Consider the following 19,451-nt stretch of genomic DNA (forward strand, 5'->3'; position numbering starts at 1 on the left):
GGAGGATCTTAAATATATTTATCTTTTAGTTTAACATATATTTCCTGATTAATAAGCTATTTACACACTTTCAGCTACAATATTATTCAACACTTTGGCTCATCATAATAAGTGCATTTTTCTTGTTCTAGAATTTGGCCCGTTTGTTGAATATCAAGAACCATCATTTTTTATATAGTAATTTTGCCTATTCCAGTTCCACATTGCTGTGACTGTGTAGGCTTCATCTTCTTTTTCCTCATCATCTTCATCAATCACTTTTATCAAATCACCATCTTCTGCATCATCTAAATTTACTTCTTTGTGTATCTCTTTCAGCAATCCACCGTATGAAATTAACCTTTCACGGAACAAACCCTCTTCCAAATCCTTAACGACAGCCTTTATCGATTTCTTCCAAAGAGTCCCAAACCCTTGATTTCTATTGAATTAGGAATACAATAGAAAAGTACTTTACGGAAGGGACCCACAACATGAAAAAACATACTCTATTTATGCGCTACTGGAATCCTTACGTCGTCCTTGTGATTGCGGGAATCCTGAGCGCTTTCTATTTCGGTCTCACGTCAACTGTCTGGGCGGTAACCGGTGAATTCACACGCCTTGGAGGCGATCTTCTAAACTTATTAGGAGTCGATATAACAGGCTGGGCCTATTATGACAAGGTGCATTTGCAAGGTACGACGTGGAGTCGCCCTGATGGCTGGATGGTATGGGGCATGTTTATAGGTGCTTTAATTATGGTACTGCTGAGCAATAATTTTAAAATCCGCAAACCACAGCAGAAACGCCGTTATGTACAAGGGCTGATCGGCGGCATCATTGCAGGATTCGGCGCCCGGCTGGCACTCGGCTGTAATTTAGCTGCTTTCTTTACAGGCGTGCCACAGTTTTCGCTTCACTCCTGGATTTTTATTGTGGCAACAGGCATTGGTACCTTCTTCGGAACCAAATTGACCAAAACACGCTGGTGGAAAGGACGCCCCACACTCACAAAAGGGGCTGCGAAGCCGTCGACGGTAAAAAAACGTGTAATCCAGCCTTATGTAGGCAGCGTCATTGCCGTTCTCTATATCGGATTGATCGTTTACTTCTTTGCAACCGGGCAGAAATTGCTTGGACTTGGTGCGTTGTTTGGCCTGGCCTTTGGCATTCTTATTGAACGCGGACAAATCTGTTTTACCTCCGCCTTCCGCGATCTATTTCTCGTCGGACGGAGCCTTATGGCAAAAGCGATCATCCTTGGGATGGCCGTCAGCTCTGTGTTGACGATCATCATCATTTCCGTTTACGATTTAACGCCAATTACGCAGATTGCCGCGCCTAGCACGTTTATTGGCGGCATTTTGTTTGGCCTCGGTATTGTGATGGCATCCGGCTGCGAAACCGGCATGATGTATCGGCTGATGGAAGGACAGGTTCTTTTTTTGCCCGTCTTTGCAGGCAACATTATCGGTGCCACATTACTTGCCTGCGCGTGGGATCATCTCGGCATCTATTCGACGCTCGTTCAAAGCGGAGCACCCATCAACCTCTTGGATTCGCTCCACCCAGTCGGAGCCATCCTCGCCACCTTGGCCATGCTCGGCTTGCTGTATGCACTGACAATCTATCGAGAAAAACGATACCATCAAAAACGGACAATGAAGAAAGGAGCGACAGACTATGCAGGCTGAATTAGAACCCAACTTCACACTAGACCTTCGGGGAGAATCCTGCCCGTACCCCGTCATCTATACGTTGGAGGCACTCGAAGGCATGAATAAAGGCGAGCTGCTACTCGTCATTACCGATTGCCCCGGCTCGTTCCGCAATGTGCCCGAGGAAGCCAAGGCACATGGTTATACATTTGCCCAGGAACCCGTAAAGAATGGTCAGGAATATTTGTTTTATATATATGCGTAAAATAGCAAAAGCCAGAGCCCTCTGTAGTGGGGTTCTGGCTTTTGTGTGTTTTGTAATTATGCATTTAGCAAGATTATATACGATTAATTCAACAAAGCAAATGCTACCAATGTTCCTTGATCGCAAGATTGGAAGCTATTCTTTTCATAAAAGTGCCTGACATCCGGTGCTTCTTCTGTTAAAAGAACTTTTTGCCGAACGTCTTTATATTTATTCAAAGCCTGCTGCATGAGTTGAGTCGCGATTCCTTGATTTTGATATGCATTCAGGACAAGGATGTCTTGGATATATATAATGGTTAACCCATCGCCAACAATCCGTATGAGTCCCACTAGCTCATCTCCGTCCCAAGCTGAAATAACATCTAATGATTGGCATAGCGCTTGCTGCAGAACAGCTAAATCTTTTGTATACGCATACCATTTCACATCATTATATAACTTTTCCAATTGATTCACATTTATCTCTTTACTGCTTTGTAAACTGATCGCCATTTATTTTTCCTCCTCAAATTTTTAGTTTGAAGAGTTATTCCATAATTTATCCACTGTCTGATGCCTCCTTTACTGTCTGGATAATTATTTCTATTTTACGCTCAGAATGGATTTATTATTTCCATCATACTGAATTTCAACAGTTTGCACAATACACAGTTCTTCAAATATAAAAGTGGAGCAATAGAAATCTTACCTCTGGTGTTTCAACTTTGTATTGCTTGCAAAATGCATTAACTGATTCTTATTCAAAAACTATACGTGCAAAAAATTCATTCTTTAAACTCTCAAGATGATGCAATTCTATATCATTAACAGATAAGTTTTGTTCTTCTAATGGCCGATACCCATCTCCCGCCCAAAATCGAAGCAGTTCTACCTTCTGCTCTTGTGTAATATGACTTCTCAAGTAACTCCGTAAATCCATAATGAATTGTGTATCCCAATTTCCTTCGACACCGTATATGTAAGCTTTCTGGTTGTAATCGTCCAATTCACAAGGAGGATTATCCCATTCAAATATGTTCAGCCTGCCAAATGCTAATTCATCCGCTGCATGTAAGATTCGCACATCATCATCCATTGAATGCCAAGGCTGCTCAACTGTCGTTTCAGTAATGGGATATAGTTTTTTCAACTCCCTAACTGTCAGTTCCTTAATTCCAGAACAATCCATTTCCTTCAAAGGCTCATTTGCTACAAGGACGCTATATTGAGTCATGTAAATGCCACTCTCCTTTTGGTGATCAACAATATGTCATCTCATTAAATACATTCATCAATCAATGCATCCTTACTTTTTCTTTTTTTATCCCCTAAATAAGTCCAGATATAATATAGTAACCAAAATGCAGCCCCATAAAAGAGTATGAATAACAGCCCATTCCAATTCTTTTCGAAAAATCCACTCGGGACAAAGACAATAAAACCTACTAAAAAGATCAAGAATGTAATTAGCAGAATCCAATAACGCTTATCTTTATAGGGTTTAAAAATAAACATGCAATCCCCCTAGCAGTGCTGAAATTAGCTACCTCCCGATTCCAAAGGATCTTATTTCTCCTCTTTCAAATAAATTCTTTTCAAAGTCGTGTTAATATTAACAAGCGCAATTAATATAAAACCGAGCATGATAAACGTAACCATTTCACCCGTAAAAAAAGATACGACACCTAGAATCAAGGCATACAACGAATACATGTAGTTATTCAAATAGACCCCCTCCTCCCCAAACTATTATCTACTTATATCTTTTACCAATATTATACCATTTAAAAACGGAATAATCTTCCTCTATGGCATTTAACGTATTCTCACTCTTCATCTCATCTGCAAAACAATTTTTTTAAAAGGGAACTTTTCTCCATTGTCGTTACTCTAATTGGAAAAGGGCCACTCGGAAAGGAGAGAGCACCATTTGTGAAAACATCGACGGCAGGGTCAATTTATTTAAAACGAATTAAAAAGCAAGATATGCAAGCCATATTAGATTGGTTTGAGGAGCGTCAATCAAAGTTCTATAAGATCGGATGGAGCTACTTGAAAGATTATCACGACGTTGAAGATGTATTTCATAATACCGTTTTAAAAATTCATGAGAATATCGGTCAGTTGAAGCAGGATCACTACTTTGAAACATGGGTAACGTCCATTTTTATCAATGAATGTCGGGCGATTTATCGAAGAAAAAATAAGCAAGTGGTCGAAAGCCCGCCGGAGAGAGCAGATGAGCGCCCGATTGAGCATCGGCTGGAACTGATGGAAAGCTTGGACCAGCTCGATAGCCAGCATAAGGAAGTTATCCTCTTGAAATACATACAGGGTTATTCGCAAAAAGAAATTGCAGACATCATAAACGTGCCTGTAGGGACAGTAAAATCGAGGCTTTATAGAGGGTTGACGTTGCTTCGGAAACTATTTGAAGGCGGTGAAAAGCATGGAGTGTAAAAATGCACAGGACCACATGATAGATTATCTTGAAGGCAACTTGAATGAATGGGAAAGAAAAGAGTTTGAACTTCATATAGAGGAATGCGCTGCGTGCAAAGAGGAATTGGTAAAGCTGAAACAGCTGATCACCTCACTGGAGGAAGAGAGTGAGGCCATTCATGTGCCGGAGAGTCTTATGAAGAACGTGCGGGCTTCTGTTGCAAGCATGCAATGGAGTAAACGAAAGACCGTTAAGCGCACGACCTTAATTGGCGCCGCCGCGGCTCTCTTTCTAACCGTCTTCGTCGGTACAGCGATTGCGACGAATGGGTTTGCTACTTTTGCGGACTGGTGGAAAGACTTTGGCAACAAGCAGGAAGAGCAGGTGGAGAATTTCGTGCAGAAAGGCTTGGGCGACAAAGTGAATGCTGTAGCCGAGAGCAATGGCATCAAAATCACGATTACCAATGTCGTAGCAGATGAAATGCAAACGCTTGTTTATTATGAAATAGAAGATCAGAAAAGAGAAAACGAATATTTGATTGACTTTACGAAAGGACTCAAGGTAGACAATCAGGAGGAAATTTTCAACTCAAAAGATGAACCGCATTATTCTCCTGTCAGTAACCATCTGCGGTTGCCTTCCGAGAATCCCCATATTTCCAAAGGCAGATTGGGGATGGGACCTTTATCGAAAGAAGAAGGAACCATTCAGCTGACTTTGAATAAAGTCCAAAGTCTGGACGGAACTGATGGAGTAGATTCAAGCATAAGAGTACCTGAATATATTGAAGGGGACTGGCATTTTGAGATACCCGTCAAAAAACACCCGGCCATTATCCATGATCTTAACGTGGAGACAGAGTATGAGGGGAATCCGGTGATTATCGACAAACTGACAATCGCTCCAACCGTGACAGTTCTTTCCTATCGTTATCGCAACGAGAATGAAGAGCGTAAGCTAGATGGCTTATCCATCTCGATTGCCGGGATCGAAAGCAAAGAAAACTATGTAACCGGAAGCACGTTCGATTTTGCGGGGGTCGGCGGGTCCACATATCGTAGCAATGGATGGCAAGAGGAAAATGCAACATTTGAATCCCTTTATTTTGAGAATCCGACCCATGTAAAAGTCCACTTTGGAAAGATGGAATTTAACGTCACGGAGAAAGCCGATTTCCCAATCGAACCTTCTAAACCGTTCCCGCAAACCTTTACTTATTTAGGTACGAAAATTTCCATCGATAAGGTAGAGATTGGACAACCAACTTTGATCACGATGAGTGAAGAGCTGAATGCGAATCGTATGTACCAATCTCTCGACTATCATTTCTCAGATGCAGAGGGACATAATAAATCCACTGTTATTAACGCGGACGGTTATATCATTGATAAAAACGGCAAGCAATACAAAGCATATGAAAATTTTTATCGCCTCCATGAACTGAAAGAACCGATCCTCTATCCAACCGAGCATGAAATCCAAATTTCTAGGGAAGATGGAGAAGACTTCATTCCAGCCAAACTGTCAATCGACGGGTACCGGATGATCGAGTATAACGAAAAAGTTGTGGATATTCCTTTGGATTGAAGGAAACGAGAGCCTATTATGCGGCTCTCGTTTTTCTCTTTCCCTTCAAAACTTAGGCATCTCGTCTTCGGTAAAGTATGATAGCTACTGTAATAAAGAGCAGTGTCCATAACAGTAAAATACCTGTCCCCTGCATCACTGTCAGAGCATTTATCTCGTCAGTGGAAAGCGGCATGTACATATAAGATCCTGCCGTATCGGGAGAATAATTTTTAATCCGTGGCAAATAATTTCTCATCAACGGACTGACAATGAAATAGTAACCAAGCAATACCACTAACGCAGGAGTGGTTCGTTTGAATAAAGCCCCTACAGCGGCACTGAGAAGTGTAGTTAATGTTAAGTAGCCTGTTGCACCAATTACCGTTCTTATAACGGTGCCTGTTTCAATCCCTGCTGCTGTGTCTTTCATCATAATAAAAGCATAGAGTACACCTGATGCAGCCATGATGAACGCCATAGGCACCGTTATAACTGCCAATGCCAAATGCTTTGTTGATAATTGAAATCCCCGCCAAGGTATCACAATTAAAGTAGTTCGGATCTGTCCTCCCGTATACTCCGAACAAGTGGCCAAGATGCCAAGAATAATGAACCCTGCTTGAAGATAACCCATAGAAGCAAGTCCTGTATCCAGTATACTTTGCGCACCTGTTGTCCCTTGGAGGTTGGCAGAAGTAAAAGCTGCGGTTAACACTACATTCACAATGAATGTAGCCATCAAAGTGCGCAAAATCAATGGCAGTGTTACTAACTTATCCAGTTCGGAGCCAAGGATCGATGTTATTTTTCTACTAGAAGAGACCATCATGATGCAACGTCCCTCCTATGAAATACAATGGCTGCTACTATGAAAAGAACGGTTACCCAAGCAAACATAATGAACCCGCCTGTAATTGGGGTGTGATATCCGTCGCTCATAAACATATCCATCCCAGCTCGATCCGGTAAGTAAAACGCTAACTTTGTAACCTTCGTTAATAGGTACGAGATTGTTACAACAGATGAATTGATAATGAGTACAGCAAGCGGAATAATACCATTCTTTGTCAGGACAGTCATTCCAAATGCTAGTAGAGCAGTAAATGTCCAGTAGCAACCAACTCCGACTAGTTTCGATGCTTCAAATACAGGGGCATATTCACCCAAAATAAGCTTTGTTGCTGACATAGTTGTTACAATAGCAACAACGAAAAGGAGTATGCTGATCACTGCCACAGCACCTGCTTTTGCGAGCAAAAATTGGAGACGGGATGAAACGGCGGTTAAACTCGTTGTAATCTGGTTCCCTCCGCCAGATTCACTGCTCTCTGTCAAATACTCACTGCTGACAGCAAGCACTCCAAGAATAATAATCCCTTGCACACCAGCACCTAATCCTATAAGACCTACTTCCGATAGCCGCGTGCTGACTCCAGCTAGAATATCGTCTTTTTCTGCCATGCTGTCAAGCGCAGCAATGATTGCGGGGGCACAAGCGCCAATGAGAAAGGCAAGCCATATGCCCGGCAGGGAGAATAATTTTGATAGTTCCGCGTTAAATGCTCTCATACAACAGCACCTGCATGTTCAGTAGTCAGGGCAAAAAAGGCTTCCTCCAGTGTGGAATGGCTACCGATCACTTCTTCCAAAGTTCCATTTGCCACGACTTTCCCACGATTAATGATCACCACATCATCCACAGTCTCTGCAAGCTCGCCCATTAAATGACTGGATAGCAAGACGGTTTTTCCAGATGCAGCACGTTCACGTAAAAATGTCCGAATCCAGCGAATTCCTTCTGGATCGAGTCCGTTTACGGGTTCATCCAAAATCAATATTTCAGGATCTCCAAGTAATGCAGCCGCCATTCCAAGTCTTCTTCCCATACCAAGGGAATAAGTGCCGACCCGTTTCCCCGCTGCGTCTGTCAAACCTACTATTTCCAGAACTTCCTCGACACGCGATCGAGGCAATCCTGCAGCTCGGGCAATCCATCGCAAGTGTGCACGTCCTGTTCGCATACGATGCGCTCCAAATCCATCAAGTGCAGCACCTACCGTTGAAAGTGGATTCTGCAATTCTGCAAATGGCTTTCCATCAATTAGTGCGCTTCCAGAGGTTGCACGATCCAATCCAAGCAATATGCGAAGTGTAGAACTTTTCCCTGCCCCGTTTGGACCTAAAAAACCAGTTACTCTGCCTGGCCTGGCTTTAAAACTGATACCTGATAAGATTTCATGATTTCCTCGCTGTTTGACTAAGTTATTAATTGTAAGCAACCATAACACGCCCTTTCTGTTATGGCTCTCATTATAAGGAAGCAATGTTACATCTCGGTTATCATGTTGTTTACTTCTGGGTTAACTTTAGGTAAAGCCCTGCCAATCACGACTCTTGTGCCTTTTTCACTTGATATAAATTCCGCTTTCAGATCCATTTTCTTCAACATATAATTAGAAGCCGATAAACCAATTCCCGCCCCTTGCTCATAAGAAGAATGCTCCATACCTGGCCCTCTGTCTGCCACAATGATCTGTTCTTTTTCTACATTCACTGCAATATTTGCATATTTCCCATCGGCTGCATGGCGAAGAATGTTTTGAAATAAATTATCCAAAACCCTTGCGATCCATACAGGATCTGCCTCCCAATAAAATGTTTCTTCTGCTGGTAAATCAACATCCACCTGAATTTCTTTTTCTTCAAAAACGGGATACCACGAAGCAACAGATGCTCGTACCAAACGCCCAATGTCTGTTGAATTAGGGTGAAATGGATGTTTCCCCGAAGTAAGCAATGTATAAGAAAGTAAATCATCCATGAGTTCTCCGATTCTTGAAATCGTATAGTTCATTTCTGTCAATGAATTATGACCTTCTAAACTCATTGATTCTTTATTTAATTTCGTGACATGCCCTCTCAAAATGGTAAGGGGCGTTCGCAAGTCGTGAGATAAATTTGCGATGAGCCGATGTCGTAATAATTCCTCTTCATATTCGCGTTTTTGACTGTCTTCAAGCTGCTGAATCATCCAATTAAATGAACTTCCTAACTGATCGATTTCATCCATCCGACCCGATTGAACAGATATTGGTTTAGGAAATGAGGTAGTTGCAGCTGAAAATGACATGGCTTCCTGCAAGTAGGTAAGACGCTTGCGAAGTCTTAAAAAGAAAATCCAAGATATTACAACAAACGCGATCATAATAAAACCAAACAAAAGCAGGATAAAGTAAAATTGGTTTACCGTATTCAGATCTTCTTCATTAATACCCGAAAACCCAATGGGCATAAGGAGAATAATGAGCACAATGGGAGGAAAAAAGATGAATAGAAAATGACCCATTAGAAAACGATGAAATAATGATCTAGTCTGTTTCATAGTTTCACCCGATAGCCAATTCCCTTCAACGTTTCAATAATCTCCGAGGAATCGGGATACCGTTCCAGCTTTTGGCGCAATCGGCTGATATGGACCAATACTGTTTTATCGCCAGTCATATAAGGTTCGTTCCAAATCGCTTCATAAATTTGTTCTTTCGGCAACACTTGATTCGGATGGCGTAAGAAATACATTAAGATTTGATGTTGTTTCCCTGTTAAAATAATTTCTTCTCCTGTACGTTTGTCATAGACCATTTGAATCTCTGGATCTACTTCAATATGATTTCCTAATGAAATACGTTCGGAATGGTTTCCACCACTTCGACGGATTAACACTTCTATTCTTGCCACTAATTCATCTGTGTGGAATGGTTTCGTAACGTAGTCATCGGCAAATTGTAAACCATCTACCTTATCATGGATCGATGTTCGAGCGGATAACAGCAAGATAGGAACAGCAGGAGCTGCCTTTTTTAGCCGTTTACCTATAGTAAATCCGTCCAAGCCAGGCAACATGATATCCAAAATAACAATTTCATGCTGTTTTACTTGTTCTTCGGCTCCTTCTCCAGTCAGCAGCCATTGAACGGAAAATCCTCGCTGTTCTAATTCTTCTTTCACCCAACTGCCTATCTTCTCATTATCTTCAATATATAATACGCTTCTTTTCAAGCAGCATCCCTCACTCTAAGTTTCGAAATTGTCCTATATTATAACATTAACATAGGAATCTAATTTCCAATCAGCTTAATCAGCTTGCTTCTTCAATTAGATTTGTAACTATGGAGCGATTATCTCACGGTGGATAAGAATATAAGAATATATAAAGAACAAGTATCTTGAATTCGAGATAAAAACCTTGCAAGACCATCACTTGAGTAGTAAAGTGAATAGTAGGAAAGGGAGTGAGGAACAATATGCAAAGGAATACGCGCGGATCATTAATTTGGCTGAGACTGACTCGATTCACCCATCAGAGCAATTTGCTATCCAATGAATTTTTAAAGCCTTATGATTTAACGACAGCCCAGTTTGATGTATTGATGCAGATTTCGACGTACGAACCTTTAACACAAAGTGAATTAGCCGAGAAGGTAACCGTAACGCAAGGCGGTATTTCGCGTATGCTCGCTCGCCTTGAAAAAGACGGACTCATTGAACGCAAGCAGGATTGGAAGACTAAAACGATCTCATTAACAAATAAAGGCCGAAACAAATTAGAGAATGCCTTTGACGCTCAACTTGCATTCCAATCTTCGTTTTTCGATGAATGTTTATCGGAGGAAGAGAAAAAGACGTTATATACGCTCATGTCACGTGTCCATAAAAACAGTGAACAAAAGAAATTGCCGGATCGGTAATTTTTTTACCTGGTCACTTGATTAGTCAAATGAAAAAGGAGGAACATACAATGCATCCAATACCAGGCCATCATCACATTTCAATGATTACGAAAAACGCCAAGCAAAATAATCGTTTTTACCGCGACATACTTGGGTTGCGACGGGTGAAGCTGACGGTGAATCAAGATGATCCGTCGATGTATCACTTATTCTACGGAGACAAAACAGGCAGTCCGGGCACGGAGTTATCCTTTTTTGAAATGCCGTTTGTCGGGAGCACACACCGAGGTACAAATGCCATTACACAAATCGGCTTGCTTGTTCCCTCTGAAGCGAGTTTAGCTTTTTGGAAATCCCGTTTTAAAGAATTTAGTGTACAACATAGCGACATCACAACATACACCGACCGACCTGCCCTACACTTTGAAGACGCAGAAGGCTTGCGGATGGTGCTGTTACCGTCGTATGGACAAAAAATCGACCACTGGGAAACTTGGGAACAATCATCCGTCCCTGCTGAACATCAAATCCAAGGCATGGGTCCCGTTGAAATCACAGTGCGCCGGCTCGAGAAGATAGGACGCACGCTTACGGACATATTCGGCTATACCGAAGTATCGCGTTCGGAAAAAGAAGCTATTTACCAATCAATTAACGGGGAACTATTTGGTGAAATCGTCGTGAAAGCAATGGATGGACCTGCCGAAAAACCAGGGCGAGGCAGTATTCATCATCTGGCGATTCGTGTAAAAGATGAAGATGCGCTCGCCTACTATGACGAGCAAGTGCGCGCACGCGGCTTTCATTCTTCCGGCATCGTGGATCGATTTTATTTCAAAAGCTTGTACTTCCGCGAGTCAAACGGAATTTTATTTGAAATTGCTACGGACGGACCGGGGTTCACAATCGACGGGCCGATCGAAACACTCGGTGAAAAACTGGACTTGCCTCCATTTTTAGAGGAACGCCGCCACGAAATCGAACAAAAACTTCAACCTATTGAGGAGGAATAGGAATGGAACAATATCGTATAAATCCCTCAAAGGGGATGGAATTTGGCCTCTATTCTCTAGGTGATCACATTCCTAACCCGCTAACGGGCGACCGGGTGTCCGCCCAGCAGCGAATCCATGAATTAATCGAGGCAGCCAAGCTTGCTGAACAAGCTGGAATCGATGTGTTCGGCGTTGGCGAGAGTCATCAGACGTACTTTACAACGCAAGCCCATACGGTCGTGCTCGGGGCTATCGCACAAGCTACAAATGACATTAAAATTACGAGCTCCGCAACCGTCTTAAGTGTGTCGGACCCCGTTCGTGTTTATGAGGATTTTGCCACGATCGACTTGATTTCAGGGGGACGAGCAGAAATCGTTGCTGGACGTGGCTCCCGTGTCGGTGCCTACCACTTGCTCGGAGTTGATTTACAGGACTACGAGGAAATTTTTGAAGAGAAATTAGAGCTTCTTAAGAAAATTAATGAAGAGGAACGGGTGACATGGCAAGGCGAATTCCGTCCTCCCCTTGAAAACGCCCAGATCCTGCCGCAGCCTGTAAACGGGACAATTCCTATCTGGCGCGCAGTCGGCGGACCGCCCGCAAGTGCCATTAAAGCGGGATACATGGGGATTCCAATGATGCTGACGACTTTAGGTGGACCAGCCATCAATTTCAAACACTCTGTTGATGCCTACCGTGAGGCGTTAGAACAAAGCGGTTTTGATCCCGCAACATTGCCAATCGCCACAACAAGCTTGTTCTATGTGGCGGATACAACAAAGGAAGCGTTGCAAGGCATGTATCCTCATATTAATGGCGGATTCATCGCCATTCGCGGCGGGGGCTATCCAAAACAGCAATTCGCTCAAGCTCCTGATACCCGCGATGCCTTAATGGTTGGCAGCACGCAGCAAATCATCGAAAAGCTTCTATACCAACATGAACTGTATGGCATGCAACGATTTATGGCACAAATTGATTTTGGCGGGGTGCCGTTCGAAAAGATTATGAAAAACATTGAAATCATCGGAAGGGATATTATACCGGCGATTAAAAAATATACTGCCAAATAACGAGGGGGATTCAAAATGAAAATTGTTGTTTTGGCTGGCTCTATTGTAGGCTCAAAAACGAGGACAGCCGCTGTAACGGCCATCGAGATGCTTCAAAATAAATACCCTCAGCATGACGTTACCTTACTTGATTTAGCCGACTATACAGTCGAGTTCAGTGATGGTCGCAATTACTTTGAGTACGACGGGGATACCAAGTTGGTTGCTGAGACAGTTATGGGGGCTGACGCCATTATTCTCGGCACGCCTACGTTCCAAGCATCCATTCCCGCCACTCTAAAGAATATTTTTGACCTGCTGCCTGTCAATGCCTTCAGGGACAAAGTCATTAGCATGATCGTCACGGCAGGCACATCCAAGCACTACTTGATGGTCGAGCAACAGTTAAAACCGATCTTAGCCTATATGAAAGCGCACATTGTCCCCACCTATGTCTTTATTGAAGAAAAAGACTTTTTACGCAAGGAAATCGTCAACGACGATGTCCTGTTTCGTTTAGAACGCTTAGTGGAGGATACCGTATTGACGGTGGAAGCCTACGAAGGCATTCGCAAGAAACAAGATGAGGAATATGATTTCTAATTAACATAACAAAAGGGAATTGATAAGGATTTTCTCCTTACAATTCCCTTTTTTCATCTAACTGTATGATTAATTCGTATTGTCAGTACTCCCTAGCTTATTACATTTAAATAGCATCCACTTTGTCTACATTCCTAATTGTCCAAAATGCGATGAAGACGCCTATTGTAGCAGCAACTAAAGAGATATAGATATTGTCAGCAAGTGAAAACCATGGGTTGCTTTGAGTAATTACAGTCACAATAAGTATAGAGGAAAGTAATGTTGCCGGGACTGACTGTTTTCGCAAACCAAAGTATAAGGGAATTAAACTTGCACCCGCCGCTGCTATGGCAAACTTGAGCATACTCACGATTTCTACAATTAATCGCTGAGCAGGTATGGTATCCGGGGAGATTTGAAACATGTTATGAATTATAAAATAACCCACAGCAACTAAAGCACTGGAAATGGAGATGGTAATAAAAGTAAGTATACCTATAAGCAGTAGCTTAGCAGTAATTAACTTCTTCCGTTGAATTGGATAGGTATACATAAGAAATATTGTTTTATTTTTATACTCATCTATGATTAATTTGGAAAGTAACACAGCACCAAATATTATGAACACGGCTCTTATTAATGCGCCCATAATCATAAACATTTCATCTGTCTCTATTTTTTCTACATATTGAATTGGAATGATGAGAGCAAGTATCAGCAAATTAGCAATAACTGTTCCGATGCCATACCATTTAAAGCTTTCCTTCTTTAACTCTAGCCTAATTAAATTGAACATATGCTTCACCTCCACTAATAGTAAACCGTGAAAAAATTGCTACAAATATGAAGTTGCCTTTAAAGATAATGTACAGGCTGCTGCCCTTTTTTACGGATATTAGTGGATGAAGGCTCACCAACAAGATCTAAAAAATATTCCTCTAGATTTTTCACCTTTTTATTAATCGAATCTATTTCTATGTCGTTTAAAATTAACTCTTTTGAAATGGCTGTTTGGGTGACATTCGAATCGTAAATCCTGATGGTCGATTCATCGACAACTTTATAATTAGAGATATTGAGCTCTTCTATTATAAAACAAGCTTTTCTTTGTTGAGGTGTTACTAATTCAATATACTCAGTATTTTGCTCACGTATTTTGTCCATAGTAATTTCTTTAATTAATTGCCCCTTGTTGATAATGCCAATCGTATCTGCAAGTTGTTCAATCTCCCCTAAAATGTGACTTGAAATGAGCAGCGTTATTCCGTACTGCTTAGTTAGCATTTGAAATAAGTTCCTCATTTCTTTTATCCCAGCAGGGTCCAGCCCATTAATCGGCTCATCTAAAACCAACAGTTCCGGCCGCGTCAAAATGGCTCTACCAATCCCTAAACGTTGCTTCATTCCGAGAGAAAATTCTTTTACAAGCTTGTTATCAATGTTCTTTAACCCGACTAATTCAATTGTCTCGCGGATGGCATCTTGATTATAAAAGCCCATATATTCACAATGGAGCACTAAGTTATCAAATGCGCTTAACTTTTCGTAAAAAATGGGATATTCAATAATGTTCCCCATCCTTTTTAACAACTCAAAGGATGAAGGCGTTAGTGTTTCACCTAAAATTTGTATTTCTCCTGCTGTTGGCTTAACCAGGTTTAACAGCATTTTCATTAACGTTGTTTTCCCTGCCCCATTAGGGCCGAGCAATCCATAAATCTCACCCTTTTTCACAGTCATATTAAGGTTTGATATAATTTCATTTCCGTGAAGCGTTTTGGTTAAGCCCGTTGTTTGAATGGCAATGTCCATTTGTTTCCCCCCTCTCCTACTACTTATTCTACAATCCAATACTTTCTTTCCTCTTTCACAATTCTTAAGAAAACCTTACGAAATTAAAAAAACACTCGTTTCAGCTGGATAGAAAATGTGGTTCTATGAAAGGGTGTACTCTTTACAAAAATGTCTCCTCCCATGGAATCCACCAACTTTTTCGTAATGGTTAATCCCAGGCCGCTTCCTTGGAACGCCTTATTTCTCGATTCCTCCACTGTAAAGGACCTTTCAAATACATGTTCCTGATGGTGTTCCTCAATACCTTTTCCTTTATCCCATACACTTAGGAAGACATGATGCTCATCATACTCCAAACTAAAACCTACCGTTTTCCCTGCTTCTCCGTGATAGAGTGCATTGGAGAATAAATTGTTTAAAACTCGTCCAAGCGCTTCCTCGTTTGCCAATGCATAAACCGGTGTTTCCGGAATATTGATAACAGCTTCAAATTCTTTCAATTGTACTAAATCATAGAAACCTAAAATATTTTTCCGGCAAACTTCATTAATGTGGACGCCTGTTAAATCAATACGTTGGTCATTTGCCTCTAGTTTTGCTAGGTCAAAAAAAGAATTGATTAAATGGATAATCTCCAACGTTTTGTGGTGGATTTTATTCAGCAGTCTATTTCGCTCCTCCGCCGGCCTTCTTGAATCCTGCTGAATGGTTTCAATATAGCCTAATACAACTGTTAAGGGAGTTTTTAAATCATGGGACACATTCGAAAGCATTTTTTTGATGGACTGTTCTGTTTTTTTTAACTGGGCACTGGATTGTTTGTAGCGGTCGAAGAACTCATTCATCTGGACTAATAAATTTTGTATTGCTTTATCATCAGTACTAAGAAGGATTTGATCCAAAGTAGACGTTTCTTTACTCATTTCTTTTAATCGAATTGCCAAGTATTCTAATTCTTTATCTCTTTGTTTCGCTCGATAGTACTGAAGTAAATTGAGGGCGACTAGCAAAAGAATAATTCCAATTAATAATAGATCCATCTTAAAATTCTCCCAGGCGATAGCCCATACCCCATAACGTTTTAAGATAGATCGGTTTGGAGGGATCATCCTCAATTTTTTCCCGTAATCTCCTCATGTGCACATTAATAATATTTTCGTCTCCGTAGTAGACATCCTGCCAAACCTTTTCATAGATTTGTTCTTTCGTAAAGACTCTTTTCGGATTTGTAAAAAACAGCTTTACTAATTCCCATTCCTTTACTGTTAGTTTGATTCGTTTTCCATTCTTTTCAATTAGCATGTTTTCAATGTCCAACGTAATTTCATGGACACGAATGATATTGGAATAGTTATTCTCATGTCCCGAATACTTTGTCGCTCTGCGAATGGACGCATGAATTCTAGCAACAAGCTCGATCATCGAAAAAGGCTTCGTAATATAATCATCAGCTCCAAAACCAAGTCCAAGCGCTTTATCGATTTCTCCGTCCTTGGCAGAGAGAATCAAGATTGGAATGCTGCTTTCTTCGCGGATCTGTTTTAAAAAATCCATTCCGTTTAATTTAGGCAGCATTAGATCCAATAAAATCAAATCAAATGAACCTGCTCTGAATTTCTGTTGAGCTTCCTCGCCATCATATGCACAAACTACTTGGAAACCTTCAATTTCCAAGTAATTAACAAGCATTTCACTAATTGATTTATCATCTTCTACAAGCAGAATTACATGCCCCATTTTCCTTTCCACCTCTCATAATCCCGTTTTTGTATCTCAATTTTCTCATTATAGAAGGCAAGGTATAGCATCCCAATCTTACAAATAGCAATTTAATCTGGATAAAAAATCGTCATGCTTAGTCGAACTAAACGGTCTCCCGAATTACTATACATATGAGGTCGATCCGCTTTAAATCTTATGGAATCTCCATTACTCAATGTATGTTCGCAGTCATTCACTAAAATGGTAAGCTCTCCATCAAAAACCGTAATAAATTCCTCGGTACCCTGTTTATGCGCAGCAGAGCTCATCTTCCCTCCCTCGTCAATTTCAACTGAATAGATTTCAAAACGTCTATCTTCTTGAAAAGGGAAAGAAGGGTAGACTCTATACTTCCCTTCATCTTCAGATATCACCTGCATCCTATTTCTCAAAATTATCTTAGTGTCAGGCTGCGGGTTATGAATGAGCGACGTAAAAGAGATTTTCAGACCATTGGCTATCTTCCAGATTGTTGTCAGCGTGGGGCTCGATTCCCCTCTCTCGATTTGTCCGATCATCGTCTTACTGACCCCAGTTAACTCAGAGACTTTTTCCAAACTGAGTTTTTCCTTCTCCCGAATCGCCTTCAAATTTCTTGCAAGAATGCGTTGAATGTCCTCCATCAAACTCACTCCTCCTCTATTTACAATATAGCGTCTTTTCTGTACAATAAAACGAATACGTTATAAAGTCCATTATAGACGTTATATAAAACTAATTACAGGGGGATTTTTGATGCCAGTCCTATCGTTTTTACTGTTTGTAGTGGTTACCAGTTTTACGCCCGGTCCTAATAATTTGATGGCCATGGCGTTTGCTAACAAGCATGGATTTAAAAAAACGACAACCTTTTGTGTCGGCGTCGGTTTCGGGTTTTTTATCATTATCCTGTGTTGTTTACTGTTTAATCGTTTGCTGTTGAACCTCATGCCTGCGATCGAACTGCCATTATCCCTCTTTGGCGTAGGCTACATGTTATATTTAGCTTATAAAATCTTGACGAGCAAAGACACGGGCAACAATATCTACGGCAAGGATCATACGAATTTTTTTCTAATCGGTGCGCTGCTGCAATTTATTAATCCGAAAGCCATTCTATACGGTGTTGCGGTCGTCTCTACATATATTCTTCCCTACTATTCGTCAATGAGCAGCTATCTAATGCTCTCTGCTTTTTTAGGTATCGTCGGTATTTTAAGCACATTTACATGGAGTTTACTTGGCTCCCTTTTACAAACAGTCGTAAAGCAATACCAAAAACCGTTTAACATCCTCATGGCATTATTACTTGTATACAGTGCATTTTCTATTTTGTTAAGATAGCGCAGGGACGCTGCAGCGACAAGCGTTCTGTAATTCTAAAACTCTTTAAAGTCCATTCCTTTCCAACAAATACTGGAACCTATCCTATCTACATCCGTACAAATACATAAGAGACTATTTGGAAGGAGGCAAATGATGCTCATCGAAAAAGCAGTCAATCAACTCTACACAGATAGAGTTTCTATTGACGAATTTGTAGATCAGTTGTGGGATGAAGCCGAGATCCGGATTGGTGATATCCACGCTGAAGAGGAGTGAAGTTTCCTGTGACAAATTTAGATGCAAGCTCTCAATACATCCGGTCCGTCCGCTTGCGGCAGGAACAGCTGCCCCATGGCACATTTCCCTTTACCCTTCCCTTTGTCCGAGACTTGGATGAACTGCGGCTCCACCCGAACATTACGTATGTTATCGGGGAGAATGGGATGGGAAAATCAACTTTGTTAGAAGGGATCGCGGTTGCCTATGGGTTTAATCCGGAAGGCGGTACGTTGAATTTCAATTTCTCGAGTTTTGATTCCCATTCGCCATTAGATCAATACTTGCGTTTAGTGAAAGGAACAGACCGACCGACGGATCATTTCTTTTTCCGTGCCGAAAGTTATTACAACGTCGCGACCAATATAGAGGAGTTGGATCGGGAGTTCCCTCGTCTTCCACGGATTATCGATTCATATGGGGGCATTTCATTGCACGAACAATCGCATGGCGAATCCTTTTTCTCCGCTTTTATGAAACGCTTCAGCGGAAACGGTTTGTATATCCTGGATGAGCCGGAGGCCGCCTTGTCTCCCCTTCGGCAAATTTCTTTGCTGGCCCGGATCAATGAACTCGTTCAGGATAGGTCTCAGTTTATCATCTCCACTCACTCCCCTATCGTCATGGCGCATCCGCTCTCCAAAATACTTCAAATAACAGAAGACGGGATGCATGAGACGACATTAGAGGAAACTGAACACTATTCAATTATGAAACAGTTTTTTGATGACAAAGATCGATTGCTGCACCATCTTTTTCAATAGGCATGAAGTTCGCAATAGAACATTGGGACAACCTTCTATACAAGGTTGTCCTTTTTATGGTTTTCAGAATTAGAATGAAGTGTGTGACAATTGAATTTGGACCGGAAAAATTGCCGAGTCGGTGGTAATGGAGTGAGAAACGGTGGTAATCGTGTGAGAAGCGGTGGTAACGGGGTGCAAGTCGGTGGTTATGTACCTAGAAACGGTGGTAACGCCATCCAACTCGGTGGTAACACAATGGCCGCTCTGTTCTTATATGAACCGTTCGTGTTTCCCAGCGAATTTGCC

At 41.4% G+C, this 19,451-nt stretch carries 26 protein-coding genes; 11 read left to right on the forward strand and 15 right to left on the reverse strand.

From position 1 onward, the window contains the following. Nucleotides 1–153: 153 nt before the first annotated feature. Entirely contained in the window at nucleotides 154–387 is a 234-nt protein-coding gene (locus tag NCCP2222_RS11535) for a protein rep (RefSeq protein WP_282570698.1), read from the reverse strand. An 86-nt stretch (nucleotides 388–473) separates the two neighbouring features. Here NCCP2222_RS11535 and yedE point away from each other — a divergent pair, with 86 nt between their 5' ends. Further along, nucleotides 474–1,676, forward strand: a complete 1,203-nt coding sequence (gene yedE / locus NCCP2222_RS11540) for a selenium metabolism membrane protein YedE/FdhT (protein WP_248512495.1) — start codon at nucleotides 474–476, stop codon at nucleotides 1,674–1,676. Next, complete coding sequence (yedF, locus tag NCCP2222_RS11545) at nucleotides 1,666–1,905, forward strand: sulfurtransferase-like selenium metabolism protein YedF (RefSeq protein WP_248512496.1); 240 nt, start codon at nucleotides 1,666–1,668, stop codon at nucleotides 1,903–1,905. The genes yedE and yedF overlap by 11 nt, the downstream gene beginning before the upstream one ends. An 83-nt stretch (nucleotides 1,906–1,988) precedes the next feature. On the opposite strand, the gene NCCP2222_RS11550 is transcribed toward yedF, so the two are convergent. The 4 genes from NCCP2222_RS11550 to NCCP2222_RS11565 all read right to left on the reverse strand — a co-directional run bounded on the left by NCCP2222_RS11550 (nucleotide 1,989) and on the right by NCCP2222_RS11565 (nucleotide 3,611). After that, nucleotides 1,989–2,399, reverse strand: coding sequence for a GNAT family N-acetyltransferase (locus NCCP2222_RS11550; protein WP_248512497.1), 411 nt, complete (start codon nucleotides 2,397–2,399; stop codon nucleotides 1,989–1,991). A 244-nt stretch (nucleotides 2,400–2,643) separates the two neighbouring features. Then, nucleotides 2,644–3,120, reverse strand: coding sequence for a hypothetical protein (locus NCCP2222_RS11555; protein WP_248512498.1), 477 nt, complete (start codon nucleotides 3,118–3,120; stop codon nucleotides 2,644–2,646). A 44-nt stretch (nucleotides 3,121–3,164) separates the two neighbouring features. Beyond that, nucleotides 3,165–3,401: a permease gene (locus NCCP2222_RS11560; protein WP_248512499.1), complete on the reverse strand. Its 237-nt coding sequence runs from the start codon at nucleotides 3,399–3,401 to the stop codon at nucleotides 3,165–3,167. 51 nt (nucleotides 3,402–3,452) lie between these two features. Continuing rightward, complete coding sequence (locus NCCP2222_RS11565) at nucleotides 3,453–3,611, reverse strand: hypothetical protein (protein WP_248512500.1); 159 nt, start codon at nucleotides 3,609–3,611, stop codon at nucleotides 3,453–3,455. A 207-nt stretch (nucleotides 3,612–3,818) separates the two neighbouring features. On the opposite strand from NCCP2222_RS11565, the gene NCCP2222_RS11570 reads away from it, so the two are divergent. Both NCCP2222_RS11570 and NCCP2222_RS11575 read left to right on the forward strand, forming a co-directional pair. Next, nucleotides 3,819–4,346 carry an RNA polymerase sigma factor gene (locus tag NCCP2222_RS11570; RefSeq protein ID WP_248512501.1) on the forward strand — a complete coding sequence of 176 codons (528 nt, stop codon included), beginning with the start codon at nucleotides 3,819–3,821 and terminating at the stop codon, nucleotides 4,344–4,346. Then, on the forward strand, nucleotides 4,336–5,919 hold the full coding sequence (locus tag NCCP2222_RS11575; RefSeq protein WP_248512502.1) for a DUF4179 domain-containing protein: 1,584 nt from the start codon (nucleotides 4,336–4,338) through the stop codon (nucleotides 5,917–5,919). Before NCCP2222_RS11570 ends, NCCP2222_RS11575 begins: the two co-directional genes overlap by 11 nt. Before the next feature lie 52 nt (nucleotides 5,920–5,971). Here NCCP2222_RS11575 and NCCP2222_RS11580 read toward each other — a convergent pair whose 3' ends face one another. The 5 genes from NCCP2222_RS11580 to NCCP2222_RS11600 are packed head-to-tail and all read right to left on the reverse strand — an operon-like array spanning nucleotide 5,972 to nucleotide 9,957. Continuing rightward, nucleotides 5,972–6,730 (reverse strand): ABC transporter permease, encoded by a 759-nt coding sequence (locus NCCP2222_RS11580; protein WP_248512503.1) that lies wholly within the window; start codon nucleotides 6,728–6,730, stop codon nucleotides 5,972–5,974. Continuing rightward, nucleotides 6,727–7,470: an ABC transporter permease gene (locus NCCP2222_RS11585; RefSeq protein ID WP_248512504.1), complete on the reverse strand. Its 744-nt coding sequence runs from the start codon at nucleotides 7,468–7,470 to the stop codon at nucleotides 6,727–6,729. Before NCCP2222_RS11585 ends, NCCP2222_RS11580 begins: the two co-directional genes overlap by 4 nt. After that, nucleotides 7,467–8,180, reverse strand: a complete 714-nt coding sequence (locus NCCP2222_RS11590; protein ID WP_248512505.1) for an ABC transporter ATP-binding protein — start codon at nucleotides 8,178–8,180, stop codon at nucleotides 7,467–7,469. The genes NCCP2222_RS11585 and NCCP2222_RS11590 overlap by 4 nt, the downstream gene beginning before the upstream one ends. 47 nt (nucleotides 8,181–8,227) lie before the next feature. Next, the gene (locus NCCP2222_RS11595) at nucleotides 8,228–9,283 is read right to left on the reverse strand and encodes a HAMP domain-containing sensor histidine kinase (RefSeq protein ID WP_248512506.1); all 1,056 of its coding nucleotides are present in this window, start codon (nucleotides 9,281–9,283) and stop codon (nucleotides 8,228–8,230) included. Further along, the gene (locus NCCP2222_RS11600) at nucleotides 9,280–9,957 is read right to left on the reverse strand and encodes a response regulator transcription factor (protein WP_248512507.1); all 678 of its coding nucleotides are present in this window, start codon (nucleotides 9,955–9,957) and stop codon (nucleotides 9,280–9,282) included. The genes NCCP2222_RS11595 and NCCP2222_RS11600 overlap by 4 nt, the downstream gene beginning before the upstream one ends. 245 nt (nucleotides 9,958–10,202) lie before the next feature. Here NCCP2222_RS11600 and NCCP2222_RS11605 point away from each other — a divergent pair, with 245 nt between their 5' ends. Genes NCCP2222_RS11605 through NCCP2222_RS11620 form a run of 4 tightly spaced genes read left to right on the forward strand, consistent with a single transcriptional unit; the run spans nucleotide 10,203 to nucleotide 13,281 of the window. Continuing rightward, a complete protein-coding gene (locus NCCP2222_RS11605) occupies nucleotides 10,203–10,646 on the forward strand; it encodes a MarR family winged helix-turn-helix transcriptional regulator (protein ID WP_248512508.1) in 444 nt (147 codons plus the stop codon). Nucleotides 10,647–10,696: 50 nt separating this feature from the next. Continuing rightward, nucleotides 10,697–11,641 (forward strand): ring-cleaving dioxygenase, encoded by a 945-nt coding sequence (locus NCCP2222_RS11610; RefSeq protein WP_248512509.1) that lies wholly within the window; start codon nucleotides 10,697–10,699, stop codon nucleotides 11,639–11,641. A 2-nt stretch (nucleotides 11,642–11,643) separates the two neighbouring features. After that, nucleotides 11,644–12,699, forward strand: coding sequence for an LLM class flavin-dependent oxidoreductase (locus NCCP2222_RS11615; protein WP_248512510.1), 1,056 nt, complete (start codon nucleotides 11,644–11,646; stop codon nucleotides 12,697–12,699). A gap of 15 nt (nucleotides 12,700–12,714) precedes the next feature. Further along, nucleotides 12,715–13,281, forward strand: a complete 567-nt coding sequence (locus tag NCCP2222_RS11620) for an NADPH-dependent FMN reductase (RefSeq protein ID WP_248512511.1) — start codon at nucleotides 12,715–12,717, stop codon at nucleotides 13,279–13,281. 106 nt (nucleotides 13,282–13,387) lie between these two features. On the opposite strand, the gene NCCP2222_RS11625 is transcribed toward NCCP2222_RS11620, so the two are convergent. From NCCP2222_RS11625 to NCCP2222_RS11645, 5 genes are all read right to left on the reverse strand, one after another. Then, the gene (locus NCCP2222_RS11625; RefSeq protein ID WP_248512512.1) at nucleotides 13,388–14,059 is read right to left on the reverse strand and encodes an ABC transporter permease; all 672 of its coding nucleotides are present in this window, start codon (nucleotides 14,057–14,059) and stop codon (nucleotides 13,388–13,390) included. A 59-nt stretch (nucleotides 14,060–14,118) separates the two neighbouring features. Then, nucleotides 14,119–15,075: an ABC transporter ATP-binding protein gene (locus NCCP2222_RS11630; RefSeq protein WP_248512513.1), complete on the reverse strand. Its 957-nt coding sequence runs from the start codon at nucleotides 15,073–15,075 to the stop codon at nucleotides 14,119–14,121. 83 nt (nucleotides 15,076–15,158) lie between these two features. Further along, nucleotides 15,159–16,097 carry a sensor histidine kinase gene (locus NCCP2222_RS11635; protein ID WP_248512514.1) on the reverse strand — a complete coding sequence of 313 codons (939 nt, stop codon included), beginning with the start codon at nucleotides 16,095–16,097 and terminating at the stop codon, nucleotides 15,159–15,161. A 1-nt stretch (nucleotide 16,098) separates the two neighbouring features. Next, entirely contained in the window at nucleotides 16,099–16,794 is a 696-nt protein-coding gene (locus tag NCCP2222_RS11640; protein WP_282570695.1) for a response regulator transcription factor, read from the reverse strand. Nucleotides 16,795–16,886: 92 nt separating this feature from the next. Next, the gene (locus tag NCCP2222_RS11645) at nucleotides 16,887–17,441 is read right to left on the reverse strand and encodes a helix-turn-helix domain-containing protein (RefSeq protein ID WP_248512515.1); all 555 of its coding nucleotides are present in this window, start codon (nucleotides 17,439–17,441) and stop codon (nucleotides 16,887–16,889) included. Between the two features lie 112 nt (nucleotides 17,442–17,553). Here NCCP2222_RS11645 and NCCP2222_RS11650 point away from each other — a divergent pair, with 112 nt between their 5' ends. The 3 genes from NCCP2222_RS11650 (at nucleotide 17,554) to NCCP2222_RS11655 (ending at nucleotide 19,163) form a co-directional block, all read left to right on the forward strand. Continuing rightward, a complete protein-coding gene (locus tag NCCP2222_RS11650; protein ID WP_248512516.1) occupies nucleotides 17,554–18,141 on the forward strand; it encodes a LysE family transporter in 588 nt (195 codons plus the stop codon). A gap of 135 nt (nucleotides 18,142–18,276) precedes the next feature. Next, nucleotides 18,277–18,399 (forward strand): hypothetical protein, encoded by a 123-nt coding sequence (locus NCCP2222_RS20735; protein ID WP_282570696.1) that lies wholly within the window; start codon nucleotides 18,277–18,279, stop codon nucleotides 18,397–18,399. Between the two features lie 8 nt (nucleotides 18,400–18,407). Continuing rightward, a complete protein-coding gene (locus NCCP2222_RS11655; RefSeq protein WP_248512517.1) occupies nucleotides 18,408–19,163 on the forward strand; it encodes an AAA family ATPase in 756 nt (251 codons plus the stop codon). Nucleotides 19,164–19,451: the final 288 nt, after the last annotated feature.

This window comes from Sporosarcina sp. NCCP-2222 (assembly GCF_023168145.1).
Classification (GTDB): Bacteria; Bacillota; Bacilli; order Bacillales_A; family Planococcaceae; genus Sporosarcina.

What these genes read in the sequence shown, in the direction of transcription:
- NCCP2222_RS11595 (WP_248512506.1), bottom strand. Translation starts at nt 9,283, where the DNA reads ATGAAACAGACTAGATCATTATTTCATCGTTTTCTAATGGGTCATTTT.
- NCCP2222_RS20735 (WP_282570696.1), top strand. Translation starts at nt 18,277, where the DNA reads ATGCTCATCGAAAAAGCAGTCAATCAACTCTACACAGATAGAGTTTCT.
- NCCP2222_RS11550 (WP_248512497.1), bottom strand. Translation starts at nt 2,399, where the DNA reads ATGGCGATCAGTTTACAAAGCAGTAAAGAGATAAATGTGAATCAATTG.
- NCCP2222_RS11640 (WP_282570695.1), bottom strand. Translation starts at nt 16,794, where the DNA reads ATGGGGCATGTAATTCTGCTTGTAGAAGATGATAAATCAATTAGTGAA.
- NCCP2222_RS11620 (WP_248512511.1), top strand. Translation starts at nt 12,715, where the DNA reads ATGAAAATTGTTGTTTTGGCTGGCTCTATTGTAGGCTCAAAAACGAGG.
- NCCP2222_RS11555 (WP_248512498.1), bottom strand. Translation starts at nt 3,120, where the DNA reads ATGACTCAATATAGCGTCCTTGTAGCAAATGAGCCTTTGAAGGAAATG.
- NCCP2222_RS11605 (WP_248512508.1), top strand. Translation starts at nt 10,203, where the DNA reads ATGCAAAGGAATACGCGCGGATCATTAATTTGGCTGAGACTGACTCGA.
- NCCP2222_RS11630 (WP_248512513.1), bottom strand. Translation starts at nt 15,075, where the DNA reads ATGGACATTGCCATTCAAACAACGGGCTTAACCAAAACGCTTCACGGA.
- NCCP2222_RS11610 (WP_248512509.1), top strand. Translation starts at nt 10,697, where the DNA reads ATGCATCCAATACCAGGCCATCATCACATTTCAATGATTACGAAAAAC.
- NCCP2222_RS11645 (WP_248512515.1), bottom strand. Translation starts at nt 17,441, where the DNA reads ATGGAGGACATTCAACGCATTCTTGCAAGAAATTTGAAGGCGATTCGG.
- NCCP2222_RS11625 (WP_248512512.1), bottom strand. Translation starts at nt 14,059, where the DNA reads ATGTTCAATTTAATTAGGCTAGAGTTAAAGAAGGAAAGCTTTAAATGG.
- NCCP2222_RS11575 (WP_248512502.1), top strand. Translation starts at nt 4,336, where the DNA reads ATGGAGTGTAAAAATGCACAGGACCACATGATAGATTATCTTGAAGGC.
- NCCP2222_RS11585 (WP_248512504.1), bottom strand. Translation starts at nt 7,470, where the DNA reads ATGAGAGCATTTAACGCGGAACTATCAAAATTATTCTCCCTGCCGGGC.
- NCCP2222_RS11650 (WP_248512516.1), top strand. Translation starts at nt 17,554, where the DNA reads ATGCCAGTCCTATCGTTTTTACTGTTTGTAGTGGTTACCAGTTTTACG.
- NCCP2222_RS11580 (WP_248512503.1), bottom strand. Translation starts at nt 6,730, where the DNA reads ATGATGGTCTCTTCTAGTAGAAAAATAACATCGATCCTTGGCTCCGAA.
- NCCP2222_RS11635 (WP_248512514.1), bottom strand. Translation starts at nt 16,097, where the DNA reads ATGGATCTATTATTAATTGGAATTATTCTTTTGCTAGTCGCCCTCAAT.
- NCCP2222_RS11560 (WP_248512499.1), bottom strand. Translation starts at nt 3,401, where the DNA reads ATGTTTATTTTTAAACCCTATAAAGATAAGCGTTATTGGATTCTGCTA.
- NCCP2222_RS11615 (WP_248512510.1), top strand. Translation starts at nt 11,644, where the DNA reads ATGGAACAATATCGTATAAATCCCTCAAAGGGGATGGAATTTGGCCTC.
- yedF (WP_248512496.1), top strand. Translation starts at nt 1,666, where the DNA reads ATGCAGGCTGAATTAGAACCCAACTTCACACTAGACCTTCGGGGAGAA.
- yedE (WP_248512495.1), top strand. Translation starts at nt 474, where the DNA reads ATGAAAAAACATACTCTATTTATGCGCTACTGGAATCCTTACGTCGTC.